This window comes from Homoserinimonas sp., from assembly GCF_056262345.1.
Genome location: NZ_JBACFR010000067.1, coordinates 1 through 12009, shown reverse-complemented (window position 1 = coordinate 12009; position 12009 = coordinate 1). Strand labels below are relative to the sequence as shown.

Here is a 12009-nt window from a genome sequence, read left to right as displayed (position 1 = left end):
AGCTCGTCACGAACGCCGTCGAACACGGGCTTGCGGACCGGGAGGGAACCGTCGACATCGTCGTCGAACGCACCGACGACCAGCTCAAGGTCGAGGTGCGCGACAACGGTGGCGGACTGCCAGAGGGACGCGTCGGGGCGGGGCTGGGCACCCAAATCGTGCGCACCCTGATTCAGGGCGAGCTGAGCGGAACGATCGACTGGCACACCGTGACCGGCAGCGGCACCGAGGTGACCATCGAGATTCCGCTGACCTGGATCGACCGGGACTAAGGCGGGCGCCTGCACGGTCGCTTGAGGGGCTGCTGCCCTTCGCATTCGGCGCTGCTGCAGACGCAAAAATGCCCGGCAGTTCTCCGCAAGGAGAACCGCCGGGCATTTGTTGGTTCTAGGCGCGCTACAGCGCTGAGCGTCCCTCTATGAGGCCCGCCGAGCGCGAGCGGCACGGCGCTTGAGGGCGCGGCGCTCGTCTTCGCTGAGGCCACCCCACACGCCGGAATCCTGGTTAGTGTCGAGTGCATACTGAAGGCACATCTCGGTCACGCTGCAGCGGCCGCAGACGGACTTGGCCTTCTCGATCTGATCCACCGCGGGGCCTGTGTTCCCTACAGGGAAGAACAGCTCCGGGTCAGCCGTGAGACATGCGGCGTTATCGCGCCAATCCATTTGGTATAGCTCCTTAGGTGGGCGCGCGAGAACAGAGCTCGCGCAGGGGGTGCAGAAAACCTGAATAGGTAAGTGAAGGGTTTTTCTGGAGGGATCTGCTCACGGCTCTGTGAGGGCTAAATCAACCTCCAATAGACTCTCATACCAGTTGTAGCAAATCAACGGTTTTTGAATTGGATCTAGCTGTGAATAATGTGAACCACCCAAACGGGGTACAGAATCGGCCCGCTTTTGGGCTCCCCAAGCAGCTCATCCTGCTCGTCGTCGTTTTGTGGATCGAATTCGCGCTGCTCGCCGGCATATCGCTCTTCTTGATGTATGAACTCGTTGCAGAAGTGCCGACGTCATATGCGTCGGCCGTCGCCATTCTGGTGCTCGCTGTCATAGCAGCCGTGTGGCTCGCGGTTCTTGCCATCAATGCGATGCGGGCGCGCCCGTGGGTGCGCTCGGGAACCGTGGTGTGGCAGATTCTGCAGATTGCCGTTGCCGTCGGCTTTTTTCAAGGAGAGTTCGCTCGGCCTGACCTCGCCTGGGCGCTTCTCGCGCCCGCCGTGATCGCCATCGTGCTCGTGTTTAGCCGCCCGGTAATCCGGGCGATGGCCAGGCACGAAGGCGACGACGAAGATCAGTAGCGTCCGGGTGTGACCCTAGGCTGCGTCCGGCAGCCCGAGCATCTTGCGCAGGCGAGCAACATGGCCCGTTGCTTTGACGTTGTACAGCGCGTGCTCGATGCGCCCCTCTTCGTCGATGATGAACGTCGACCGCTTGGTGCCCATGATCTTTTTGCCGTAGTTATTCTTCTCGCCCCACGCGCCATACGCCTGGTGCGCCGTGAGCTCGGGGTCGCTCAGCAGCGGGAACGTCAGTGACTCGGTCTCGCTGAACTTGGCCAACTTGGCCGGAGCATCCTTGGATATGCCGATCACCGCATATCCGGCGGATGCTAGCGAGCCCAGGCTGTCGCGAAAGTCGCAGGCCTGAAGAGTGCAGCCGGGGGTGCTTGCCGCCGGGTAGAAGTAGACGATCACCTTGCGGCCGCGGTAGTCGGCGAGGGAAACCTGGTTGCCTGCGTGATCTTCGAGAGTGAAATCGGGGGCCGCATCGCCGACGGCGAGGGTGGTTTCAGGCATGGTGCTCCAAGAACTCTGGGGTGGGAATGGGGTGGGGCGGGATGCGTTCAAAGCACCCTCAGACTCATGGTAATGTTGTTCATCGGTTCGGGAAGACACTTCCAGAACGGCCAGCACCTCTAGCTCAATTGGCAGAGCAACTGACTCTTAATCAGTGGGTTCCCGGTTCAAGTCCGGGGGGGTGCACAACACCAGAAAGGCCCCGTCTTCGGACGGGGCCTTTTCTAGTTAAACGGGGCCATTTCTAGGTACACGGGACCAGGTCTAGTGAGACGGGGTCTTTTTTAGTCGATCGTCTGAACACGCCTCGGTGAGGTGCGCGACTCCGAATTCCCACGCTTGGTCGACATTGCCGCCGAGGCGGAACGCTCCCGTGAGTTCCATCGTCACAAATCCGTGGGCCCAGGCCGTGATCGTGCGCGCTGCGGGCAGGGCTTGGTCGCGCCCGGCGAGCCGGGTTGCGATTTCTAGGACGGGCGCGCTGGCGTCGGCAAGGACCTGCGGGTCTGGCGCGGACGCGTCGCCACGGGGCGTGAACATCAATTGGTAGGCGGCGGGGTGGGCGTGTGCGAATGCGCGGAAGGCCTGCAGCATGTCGTGGAACTCGACCCGGGCATCCGCATCGGCGCCTGATTTTGCCGCGGTGAGGGCGACGGCGAGTTCTTTGGCCGTCTGCTCGACGACAAGGCGGATGAGGCTGTCGCGGGATGAGACCCGTTTGTAGAGAGACGGGGCGCGCACTCCGACGCGGTCGGCGACGGCCTGCATGGTGAGACCCGGCAGGCCATCGGCCTCAAGGATGTCGCGGGCCTGCGCCACGATCTGCGGGAGTGAAGTGCGGTCGGGTGTGGGCATCGGGTTCCTTTCGCTCGCAACCCCATCATAGCTATTGACTCTAGCTATGATAGCTATGTACCCTAGCTATCAGGCTAGGGCGAAGGAGACTGAGATGAAGATCAACGAAACGGTGCACCGCATCGGCAACGAGATTGTCGCCGCGTACCTCGTGGTGACTCCGCAGGGTGTGACACTGATCGACGCCGGCCTGAGCGGGCACTGGCGAGACCTGATCGCAGAGTTGAGAAGCCTCGGCCTCACCCTGGAGGATGTGCGAGGACTCGTGCTCACGCACGGCGACACCGACCACATCGGGTTCGCCGAGCGGCTGCGTCGGGAGACGGGGGTGCCGGTCTACGTGCATTCGGGGGATGCTGCGCGCGCCCGTGGCGAGATAAAGCCCGAGGCGGCCTGGGGCGGCATGAAGGTGAGCGCTGTTGCCCGCTTTGCCTTCAACGCAGCGCGCAAGGGAGGGCTTCGCACGCGCTACCTGACGGAGGTTGTTGAGATCTCCGATGGTCAGGTCCTCGACCTGCCGGGGTCGCCGAGGGTGATCGGGCTGCCCGGCCACTCGCCCGGAAGCATCGCCATCCATGTCCCCGAGGCGGATGCGCTGTTCGTGGGTGATGCGCTCACGACCCGGCACGTGCTCACGGGGGAGCGGGGCCCGCAGCCCGCGCCGTTCACCGACGAGCCCGAGCGGGCGATCGAGTCGCTGCACGGGCTCACAGGGGTGGATGCGACCTGGGTTCTGCCGGGTCACGGCGCGCCCTGGAGCGGCGGAGTTGCCTCGGTGGTGCGGGCAGTCGACGCGTTCGGCCGTCGCTGAGCGCGCCGAGCCTGCTGCGGCCCTAGCCTGCGGCGCGCTGGGCCGCCAGGTCGGAGCTGAACGCAGGCTGCTCGGGACACGTCGATAGAACGGAAACGATCTGGGTTTTCTCGGCAGAGGTCATCCACAGCCCGTACGCGGCCTTGATCGACACCTGCCGGGCAACGTATTCGCAGCGGAAGGTCTTGCTGGGCGGCAACCAGGAGGCTGCGTCGCTGGCACCCTTTCGCGAGTTTGTGGGGCCGTCGACGGCGATGAGGTTGATGGGGTCGTTGGCCAGGGCCACGCGCTGCTCTTGCGAAAGCTGCTGCGCTCCCTTTTGCCACGCATCCATCAGGGCTACGACGTGGTCGATCTGCACAGCGGACGAGGTCGCTGCCCCTCGCGTGAAGCTGATCGTGGTGGCGGTGTAAGGGTCGGCGAGGACCCCTGTTAGCACCCGGCAAGTGCCCGATTTTGTGGTGTCGGCAAGGTCGCGATTGAGTATGTCGTTGCGAGTGTCACAGCCATTGCGGTCGACGTCGGCCCAGGCCTGGCCGAACTGGGAATCGCGGTCGTAGCCGGTTTTAGCGGCGCGGCCCTTCACCGGAATCGTCTCGAGCACCGCCAGGGCAGTTCCCGCAGGAGCGCTCTGTGCAGGAGCGCTCGGTGCAGGGACGCTCGGCGCCGGGGGCGCGGGTGTCGGGTGCGTAGCTGGGCTGGCCCCGACCGGGGCATCGGTGGTGGCCCACAAGTCCTGACCGGACGCCGTGGCCCCGACGATGAGGGCGAGAAGGACGAGCGGGGCGATCAGCCAGGGGGCTCGGGAGCGGGTGATTCGAGACTTGCGGGAGCGGTGCACGATCATCGACCGTAGCGTGAAATCGGGACCGCGAAGCTGGGCACACTCGCGCTGGCCCTCGCACTTATCTTCGCGGTGACCTTCGCCCTGATCGCCCGCCGACGACGCCGCGCGGTCTAACGAGGGTTAGATCGCGGACTGCTCGCCGAGGGCGTGCCACGTGCGGTTGTGATAGACGAGCGGGGCCGAGGCCGACTCGACGCTGCTCGACTGCAGCGCATGAACGGCGATGACGGTGGAGTTGCCGGCGGACATCCGCTCGACAATGCGCCCGCGAATCCAGCCGTCCGCTGCCGGAAAGTAGGGTTCGCCCGTGATGAGGCGATCCCAGATGGTGGTGTCGGCGAACCGATCGATGCCGCTCGTGGCGCACAGCGTGGCCAGGTCGAGCTGCTCCGACCCCAGCAGATGAACAACCACGGTGTCTGAGGCGAGAATTGCCGCTGCGCTGGACGACATGGCCGAGACGGAGAATACGAGCAGCGGCGGTTCGGTGCTCACGGAGAAGACGGATGTCGCGGTGAGGCCTACCGGGCCGGTGCCAGCATCCGCGGTGATGACGGCGACGCCAGCGGGGTGGTTTCGGAACGCCGCCTTAAAGTCGTCGGCGCTGAGGCCATCGCGCAGTTCGTGCTCGGCGGCGCCCTCGGGGGCGTTGCCAGCGTCGGTGATGCGTGCGACTGGGCTGTTGCTCATGGGGTGGTGCTCCGGTTCCCGTTCTGGTGTGCACCTGTGGCCTGGTGCGGCCCGTGCAGCTTCGACTTTGCGCCTGAATTCGACCGGCGTCAAAATCTGTTTCGTCAGATGACATTGTCTCCGATGTCGGCTGAAGCCCCATCCAGGCTAATTAGATGAGCCCCTCGCGGCCGCCCGAAACCCAGGAGGCACGCGCGCTTCGAGGGCCCTGCACTCGGGAGGCGATGGTGTCGAGGGCCGCCACGTCGGTGGAACTCAGATCGAGTGCGAGCGCCCGCACATTGCTGTGCAGATGACGGATGCTGCGCGTGCCGGGAATGACAGAAATGGCTGCCCCAGCATCCCGCCCCTTGGCGAAAAGCCACGCAATGGCGACCTCCTCTGTGCTCACACCATGGGCGCGCGCGATGGCGGTGACCTCGCTGGCGAGGGCCAGATTGGCGTCGAGGTTTTCGGGAAAGAATCGAGGGAACGAAGCGCGAAGGTCAGAGCTCGCCGCCTCCCGGTCAAACTCGTCAGTGAGCAGTGCCCGCGAGAGAGGGGAGTAGGGCACGACGGTGATGCCGAGTTCGGCCGCAGCGGGCACGACGTAGGTCTCGATATCGCGGCTGACGATGCTCCACTCCGACTGCACGGCGGCGATGGGGTGAACGGCGCTGGCCCTGCGCAGCTCGTCCGCTGTGGCCTCCGAGAGCCCAATAGCGCGGATCTTGCCCGCCTCAACAAGCTCGGCGAAGGCGCCGACGGTCTCCTCGATGGGGGTGTCCGGGTCGATTCGGTGTTGGTAGTAGAGGTCGATGTAGTCGGTGCCGAGGCGAGAGAGCGTGAGGTCGATCTGCTCATGGATGTACGCGCGGTCTCCCCGGATTCCGCGGGTGCCGAATCCGTCGCCCGCCGTGATGCCCACCTTGGATGCGATCGTCAGCGATTCGCGGTCGCGACCCGTGAGGAATCGCCCGATGGCTCGCTCGCTCGCGCCATTGCCGTAGAGGTTGGCGGTGTCGAGATGAGTGATGCCCGCGTCGAGAACGGCGGCCAAAAGCGGCTGGGTCTCGTCCTCCGAGATGGGGCCATAGGCGGAGGAGAGCGACATGGCTCCGAAACCGAGGGGGCCGAGGCGCAGCTCGGTGGTTGCATGCTGGGTCATGCTTCCATGATCTCAGCGGGCGGGCATCCGTTACGCCTGGTGGCGGCCCAGGAGGCGCTGTTCGATCTCCAGGGCGCATTCGCTGACCGCCGCAGCCAGCGTCTTTCTGCGGTCGAGCCCGACACTCGAATCTCGGTCGCCGGGGTGATCGACGACGGTCGTGGCAAACGTGAGGGCCACGCTGCCGATGGGGTGACCGTTGGTATCGCGGATGGCCACGGCGACGGATGACATGCCGGGGCTCACATCGTCGTCCACGAACCCGAAGCCCAGAGCGCGCGTGCGGTCGAGAATGCGCTTGAGGGCGGCAGGGCCGTTGGGGCCCGTGCCGTTGCGGGTCGCGAAGTCTCGGCGATCGGGGTAAATGGCGCGCACCTGGCTCGGTGGCATTGCGGCGAGCATCGACCGCCCACTTGCTGTGAGGTGGGAGGGGAGCCGCACGCCGACGTCGGTGACGAGAGGGGTGGTGCTGGGCGCCCGGCACTCGACGAGGTAGAGCACATCTCGGCCGTGCATCACGCAGAGGTGCCCGCTGTGCCCCTGGCGGGCAACGAGGGCGCTCACGGCGCGCTCGCCGATGCGGGTGAGGGGTTGTTGGTAGGAGAAGGCGGCGCCGACCTCGAACGACGCGAGGCCGAGGGCGTAACGGTGAGTCTCCTCGAGGTGAACGAGAAAACCCTCGTCCACGAGGATTCGGAGCAGCTGGTAGGCGGTGGATCTCGGTAGCCCCAGCTCTTCGATGATGAGTGACGTGCTCACCGGCCGCTGCATGCGCGAGAGCAGCCTGAGAATCTCGAGCGTCGCGGTGGCTGCGGGAGATTTGGATGCTGCCTTAGCCCTCATTCTGCCAGCCGTGTCCGGTATCTCAGACACGATTCCGCGCAGCGGGTGCTGCCGTAACGCAGAAGAAATGCTGGCACTCTTGAATTGATGTACGAGCAACACCACGAGGAGCCACGAGTGAAATCCGATCTGAAGACCTACTGGGCGCCCGGCGAGCAGATCGCCTGGGAGGAGGAGATTCGTAGCTTCGGCAGCGACGACATTCCCGGCGAGATCATCCACGACGTGTTTGTGCCCGCTCGCGGATTTCTCAGGGCTCGTGTCGTGGAGAAGGGCGATGTGGTCCGCATCGTCAACATCTGCGGCCAACAGGTCATGGACGTCATGCTCTATGACGCCGACAACATCAAAAACGTCGCCTCGATGAGCAACACGATTCTTGCCGGGGGCACCAACGCGCTCACGACGGGCGTGACGATCTATGCCAAGCAGGGCCAGAAGCTCGCCACGGTGGGCATCGACACCGCAAAGATGGCGGCGGCGGACGGTGGCTACTGCAGCGATGCGGTCAACGAACTCCGCTACGGCGTCGAGGGCAGCCCCAACTGCAAGCAAAACCTGGTCGCCTCGATGGCCGACTACGGGATGACCCCGGACGACCTCGAAGAGGGCTGCTTCACAGCATTTCTCTGGCTCACTCACGACGAGGACGGCACGACCCGCCTCTACCCATCGCCGAGCAAGCCTGGCGACATCTTCGAGCTCATCGCCGAGCGACGCATGATCGTGAGCGCCTCCGCCTGCCCTTCTGAGCGTGCGGTCACGAACAACCACAACCCTTCGCCCATGAAGGTCATCATCTACCGGCCCACGGAATCCTGACTCACTAACCGTCGGCTCGAACGAACCACCCCTGGCCCCTGGCCTTCACCCATTGGAGTACCCCCTTGAGAAAATCACTGCTCACGCGCGCCGCTGCGGTCGTCGCCGGCACAGCCATGGCCCTCTCGCTCGTAGCCTGCAGCACCTCGGATGCCGCCCCGAAGGCCGACGAGTCCGCCAACCCCACGGTCGTTTTCGGCTGGCTTAAGTCGACAGCAGACCTGGCCGCGTACTATGCCGAGACGGTCGCTGAGGATCAGCCCATCGAGCTGCAGTCCGAGCTGTTCAAGACCGCTGTTGACGTGCAGACCGCCCTCAATAGCAACCAGATCAACATCGGGATGCTCACCCCCGTTCACCTGCTCCGCGCGGTCGAGGCCGGCCAGGATCTGATTCAGATCTCGGGCAATACGCGCGGCAACTCGGGCATCATGCTGAGCAAGGAGCTCGGCATCGAGCCCGGCGACTGGGATGCGCTCAAGGACGTGCTCTCCGAGCGCAAGCTCACGATCGCCGCTTCGCGCGGTTCGATCAATGAGGCCCTCGCCATCGCAACCCTTGAGCACCACGGCATCGACGTCGAGAAGTCGATCGAGCTTGTGAACGTGACCGACTTTTCGCAGCACGGCGAGGGAGTTCGCCTGGGCGAGTTCGACGGCGCCTTCACGATGGAGACGTTCGCGACTCTCATGCAGGTAGGTGGCTACGCCGACCTCTTCGCCACGCCTTATGACACCGAGGCCGGGGACATCAACACGATCTTTGTCGCCAACCGCACGTGGGCATCCGAGAACCCTGAGGCAGTTCAGGCGTTCGTCGACACGATCGTGGCGTCATCCGATGCCCTCGCCTCCGACGATGAGCTGAACATCTCCGTCGGCATGGAGCTTATGGGCATCGACCGCGAGACCGCCGAGATGGCCCTCTCCAACAACCGGTACGAGCTCGACCTCGGCGTTGAGGAGACCAAGGTGTTCGCCAAGCTGTTCTTCACGCTCGGACACCTTGAGCGTGACCTCAGCGACGAGCTCGACGACTACGTCACCACCGAGTTCGTCGACGCGGCGCGAGGCTAACTACTTCTCGGTCCCGCTCAGTTGGGGCCCGCCCTCCACAGGGGGCAGATGACAGGAACGTGACATGAAATCTGGTTTGGCGAGACGATTGCTCCTCGGAGCCATCCTCCCCATAGCGCTGATCGCCGCATGGTCGCTCAGCAGCGTCTTCGAACTCATCCCGCGCACCTCTCTGCCCTCCCCGTGGAAGGTTGTCGAAACCTTCGGCACCTGGATCTTCGGAACCGGCGGCGGCCCCTACGACGGAACCTGGATCGACGCCGTTGCGGCCAGCGGTGGCCGAGTGCTCATCGGTTTCTCCGTCGCCCTCGTCCTGGGTGTCGTGCTGGGCGTGCTTGCTGGCTTCTTCAGGCCGTTTGGCGAAATCATCGATCCGTTCGTTCAGATGCTTCGGCCCATCCCCAGCACGGCGTGGGTGCCGCTCACCCTCGTGTTCTTCGGCTTCGGGTTTCAGGGGGCGGTATTTCTCATCGCCCTCGGCGCCTTCTTTCCGATCTTTCTCAACACAATGGAGGGCGTGCGTGGGGTGACCGGCTCACTCACCCGGGTGGGCCGCATGCTCGGCTCGAATACGTTTCAGCTGCTGCGCCACTTTGTCGTGCCGGCGTCGCTCCCCAGCATGTTCATCGGCATCCGCCTGAGCGTTGGACTCTCGTGGGTGCTCGTGGTCGTCGCCGAGATGCTGTCGGTGCGAGCCGGCATCGGCTACACGCTCATGGACGCGTATTCCATGGGGCGTTACGACGTGATCATCTCGGCCATGATCACGCTGGGTCTGCTCGGGTTTCTCTCGGACCGCCTCGTTGTGATCATCCAGAACAGTGCCCTCACCTGGCACAGAGAGACGAGCATCCAGGATGCCTGAAACAATCGTCAGCTGCGAGGGTCTCGTTCGAACCTTCACCGCGAAGGATGGCACGGAGAACGCCGTGCTCAAGGGCCTTGATCTCACGGTTGAGCGCGGCGAATGCGTCGTGATTATCGGGCCATCGGGATGCGGCAAATCGACCCTGCTCAACCTCCTTGCTGGGTTCGACAAGCCCACCGCCGGTTCACTCACCGTTGCCGGTTCGGCGGTGACGGGCCCCGGCCCCGAGCGGGCCGTAGTGTTTCAGGACTACGCGCTGCTGCCGTGGCTCACGACCGTGCAGAATGTGGCCATCGGCTTGCGCATCAAGGGCATGAAGAAAAAAGAGCGGCTGCAGAAGGCCCGCCACTACCTCGACATCGTGGGCCTTGGTCATGCCGCCGACCGCGAGGTGTACCGGCTTTCGGGCGGCATGCAACAGCGGGTGTCTATCGCCAGAGCGCTCGCCCTCGAACCGGCGATTCTGCTCATGGACGAGCCGTTCGGTGCGCTGGATGCGATCCAGCGCGGCATCATGCACACCGAGCTCACGCGCATTCGCAAGGAGACCAAGAGCACCGTGCTCTTCATTACCCACAGCCTGGAAGAGGCCGTCTTCCTGGGGGATCGCGTGATCGCGCTGAGCCACGGAACGAGCGGGGCGCCGGCCGAAGTTGCCGTCCCGTTGGCCTATCCCAGAGATGCGCTGGCACCGGAGTTTCTCGACATCATGCGCGAGGTGCGGTCGCTGCTGCCCGAGCAGGCTTCGGCCGCCGTCTAGGCCGGGCACCCCCGATTCTCGTCGCCGAGAGAGAGAATGACGCCATGACCACCACGCTGGGCGCCGTATCGGGCGCAGGAGAGGGCTCCGCGCGGGCCGCCAACGAGATCGTCGACATCGGGGATGGCGGGCTCACGGCAGCGCAGGTCGTAGCCATCGCCCGCCACGGCGCGCGGGTGCGCCTCACGGACAAGGCGCTCGACGGCATGAGTGCTACCCGGCACATCATCGATTCCCTGGCCGACGACACGACTGCGCACTACGGGGTGTCCACAGGGTTCGGTGCCCTCGCCACCACCTACATCAGCCCCGAGCTTCGCGTGCAGTTGCAGCGCTCGCTCGTGCGCAGCCATGCTGCCTCGAGCGGCCCCGCCGTCGAGATCGAGGTCGTGAGGGGCACGATGGCATTGCGGCTCGCAACCCTTGCGACGGGCAGAACGGGCGTGCGCCCCATCGTCGCCCAGCGGTATGCCGCGCTTCTCAATGCCGCCATCGCCCCCATCGTGGGCGAGTACGGCAGCCTGGGGTGCTCGGGCGATCTCGCGCCCCTGGCTCACTGCGCACTGGCGGTGATGGGGGAGGGCGATGTTGTTGACTCGTCGGGCAGTGTCGTTTCGGCCTCCAGCGCTCTTGCGGCCGCGGGCATCGAACCGCTCGAACTTCACGAGAAGGAGGGCCTGGCCCTCATCAATGGCACCGACGGAATGCTGGCGATGCTCTGCCTCGCGCTGCACGACCTCGACGGCCTTCTCACGGTGGCCGATGTCGCCGCGGCCATGAGCATTGAGGGACTGCAGGGAACCGATCGGGTTTTCGCCGCAGACCTTCAGGCGCTCCGCCCCCACCCGGGACAGGCAGTTTCTGCCGCCAACATGCGTGCCGTTCTCGCGGATTCGCCGATCATCGCAGCGCACAAGTCGACGGGATTCACCCGGGTGCAGGATGCGTACTCGCTGCGGTGTGCGCCCCAGGTTCACGGAGCGGTGCGGGACACGATGTCCCACACGCGCGTCGTGGCTGAGCGTGAACTGGGCTCCGCCATCGACAACCCCGTGGTTACGCTCGACGGCCGCCTCGAATCCAACGGCAACTTTCACGGCGCACCGCTCGGCTATGCGCTCGACTTCTTGGCCATCGCCGTGGCGGATCTCGCAAGCATGAGCGAGCGCCGAACGGATCGGTTTCTCGACCCCGCACGCAACCACGGCCTCAACGCATTTCTCGCGTTCAACCCCGGCGTCGACTCCGGGCACATGATCGCTCAGTACACGCAGGCGGGCATCGTCTCGGAGCTCAAGCGCCTAGCCGTGCCAGCATCCGTCGATTCGATTCCGAGCTCGGCAATGCAGGAGGATCACGTGTCGATGGGATGGTCTGCCGCTCGCAAGCTGAGGCGCTCGATTGACGGGCTCACCCGGGTGTTGGCCATCGAGGTGATGACGGCGGCGCGAGGCATCGATATGCGCGCACCGGAGCAGCCTGCTGCGATTTCTGC

The 12009-nt window shown here is 64.8% G+C and carries 15 protein-coding genes and 1 tRNA gene; 9 read left to right on the top strand and 7 right to left on the bottom strand.

The annotated features are described in order from the left end of the window. On the top strand, positions 1–272 hold a 272-nt coding region (locus tag AC062T_RS03475; RefSeq protein WP_476027423.1), incomplete at its 5' end, for an ATP-binding protein. Positions 273–416: 144 nt separating this feature from the next. On the opposite strand, the gene AC062T_RS03470 is transcribed toward AC062T_RS03475, so the two are convergent. After that, positions 417–665: a WhiB family transcriptional regulator gene (locus AC062T_RS03470; protein ID WP_108515474.1), complete on the bottom strand. Its 249-nt coding sequence runs from the start codon at positions 663–665 to the stop codon at positions 417–419. Between the two features lie 194 nt (positions 666–859). Between AC062T_RS03470 and AC062T_RS03465 the strand changes: the two genes are divergently transcribed. Further along, positions 860–1297 carry a hypothetical protein gene (locus AC062T_RS03465; RefSeq protein WP_476027421.1) on the top strand — a complete coding sequence of 146 codons (438 nt, stop codon included), beginning with the start codon at positions 860–862 and terminating at the stop codon, positions 1295–1297. A 15-nt stretch (positions 1298–1312) separates the two neighbouring features. Here AC062T_RS03465 and bcp read toward each other — a convergent pair whose 3' ends face one another. Then, positions 1313–1795, bottom strand: a complete 483-nt coding sequence (gene bcp / locus AC062T_RS03460) for a thioredoxin-dependent thiol peroxidase (protein ID WP_476027419.1) — start codon at positions 1793–1795, stop codon at positions 1313–1315. A gap of 113 nt (positions 1796–1908) precedes the next feature. Here bcp and AC062T_RS03455 point away from each other — a divergent pair. Further along, positions 1909–1981, top strand: a tRNA-Lys gene (locus tag AC062T_RS03455). A 78-nt stretch (positions 1982–2059) separates the two neighbouring features. Here AC062T_RS03455 and AC062T_RS03450 read toward each other — a convergent pair. Continuing rightward, positions 2060–2650, bottom strand: coding sequence for a TetR-like C-terminal domain-containing protein (locus AC062T_RS03450; protein WP_476027417.1), 591 nt, complete (start codon positions 2648–2650; stop codon positions 2060–2062). Positions 2651–2744: 94 nt separating this feature from the next. Between AC062T_RS03450 and AC062T_RS03445 the strand changes: the two genes are divergently transcribed. Further along, complete coding sequence (locus AC062T_RS03445; RefSeq protein ID WP_476027415.1) at positions 2745–3461, top strand: MBL fold metallo-hydrolase; 717 nt, start codon at positions 2745–2747, stop codon at positions 3459–3461. Between the two features lie 22 nt (positions 3462–3483). Here AC062T_RS03445 and AC062T_RS03440 read toward each other — a convergent pair whose 3' ends face one another. The 4 genes from AC062T_RS03440 to AC062T_RS03425 form a co-directional block, all read right to left on the bottom strand. Then, positions 3484–4308 carry an HNH endonuclease family protein gene (locus tag AC062T_RS03440; RefSeq protein ID WP_476027413.1) on the bottom strand — a complete coding sequence of 275 codons (825 nt, stop codon included), beginning with the start codon at positions 4306–4308 and terminating at the stop codon, positions 3484–3486. Positions 4309–4428: 120 nt separating this feature from the next. Next, the gene (locus tag AC062T_RS03435; protein WP_476027411.1) at positions 4429–4998 is read right to left on the bottom strand and encodes a flavin reductase family protein; all 570 of its coding nucleotides are present in this window, start codon (positions 4996–4998) and stop codon (positions 4429–4431) included. A gap of 151 nt (positions 4999–5149) precedes the next feature. Then, entirely contained in the window at positions 5150–6145 is a 996-nt protein-coding gene (locus AC062T_RS03430; RefSeq protein ID WP_476027409.1) for an aldo/keto reductase, read from the bottom strand. Between the two features lie 30 nt (positions 6146–6175). Then, entirely contained in the window at positions 6176–7018 is an 843-nt protein-coding gene (locus AC062T_RS03425; protein WP_476027407.1) for an IclR family transcriptional regulator, read from the bottom strand. Between the two features lie 87 nt (positions 7019–7105). On the opposite strand from AC062T_RS03425, the gene AC062T_RS03420 reads away from it, so the two are divergent. From AC062T_RS03420 to hutH, 5 genes are all read left to right on the top strand, one after another. Further along, positions 7106–7810 carry a DUF1989 domain-containing protein gene (locus AC062T_RS03420; RefSeq protein WP_476027405.1) on the top strand — a complete coding sequence of 235 codons (705 nt, stop codon included), beginning with the start codon at positions 7106–7108 and terminating at the stop codon, positions 7808–7810. Positions 7811–7875: 65 nt separating this feature from the next. Next, positions 7876–8886 (top strand): ABC transporter substrate-binding protein, encoded by a 1011-nt coding sequence (locus AC062T_RS03415; protein WP_476027403.1) that lies wholly within the window; start codon positions 7876–7878, stop codon positions 8884–8886. Positions 8887–8950: 64 nt separating this feature from the next. Next, a complete protein-coding gene (locus tag AC062T_RS03410; protein WP_476027401.1) occupies positions 8951–9751 on the top strand; it encodes an ABC transporter permease in 801 nt (266 codons plus the stop codon). After that, positions 9744–10514, top strand: coding sequence for an ABC transporter ATP-binding protein (locus AC062T_RS03405; protein ID WP_476027399.1), 771 nt, complete (start codon positions 9744–9746; stop codon positions 10512–10514). Before AC062T_RS03410 ends, AC062T_RS03405 begins: the two co-directional genes overlap by 8 nt. A gap of 44 nt (positions 10515–10558) precedes the next feature. Further along, positions 10559–12009 (top strand): histidine ammonia-lyase (hutH, locus tag AC062T_RS03400; RefSeq protein ID WP_476027397.1); only part of this gene is annotated, 1451 nt, incomplete at its 3' end.

Excerpts from the sequence above, each read along its gene's own strand:
- AC062T_RS03470 (WP_108515474.1), bottom strand. The coding sequence starts at position 665 with ATGGATTGGCGCGATAACGCCGCATGTCTCACGGCTGACCCGGAGCTG.
- bcp (WP_476027419.1), bottom strand. The coding sequence starts at position 1,795 with ATGCCTGAAACCACCCTCGCCGTCGGCGATGCGGCCCCCGATTTCACT.
- AC062T_RS03450 (WP_476027417.1), bottom strand. The coding sequence starts at position 2,650 with ATGCCCACACCCGACCGCACTTCACTCCCGCAGATCGTGGCGCAGGCC.
- AC062T_RS03445 (WP_476027415.1), top strand. The coding sequence starts at position 2,745 with ATGAAGATCAACGAAACGGTGCACCGCATCGGCAACGAGATTGTCGCC.
- AC062T_RS03440 (WP_476027413.1), bottom strand. The coding sequence starts at position 4,308 with ATGATCGTGCACCGCTCCCGCAAGTCTCGAATCACCCGCTCCCGAGCC.
- AC062T_RS03435 (WP_476027411.1), bottom strand. The coding sequence starts at position 4,998 with ATGAGCAACAGCCCAGTCGCACGCATCACCGACGCTGGCAACGCCCCC.
- AC062T_RS03430 (WP_476027409.1), bottom strand. The coding sequence starts at position 6,145 with ATGACCCAGCATGCAACCACCGAGCTGCGCCTCGGCCCCCTCGGTTTC.
- AC062T_RS03410 (WP_476027401.1), top strand. The coding sequence starts at position 8,951 with ATGAAATCTGGTTTGGCGAGACGATTGCTCCTCGGAGCCATCCTCCCC.
- AC062T_RS03405 (WP_476027399.1), top strand. The coding sequence starts at position 9,744 with ATGCCTGAAACAATCGTCAGCTGCGAGGGTCTCGTTCGAACCTTCACC.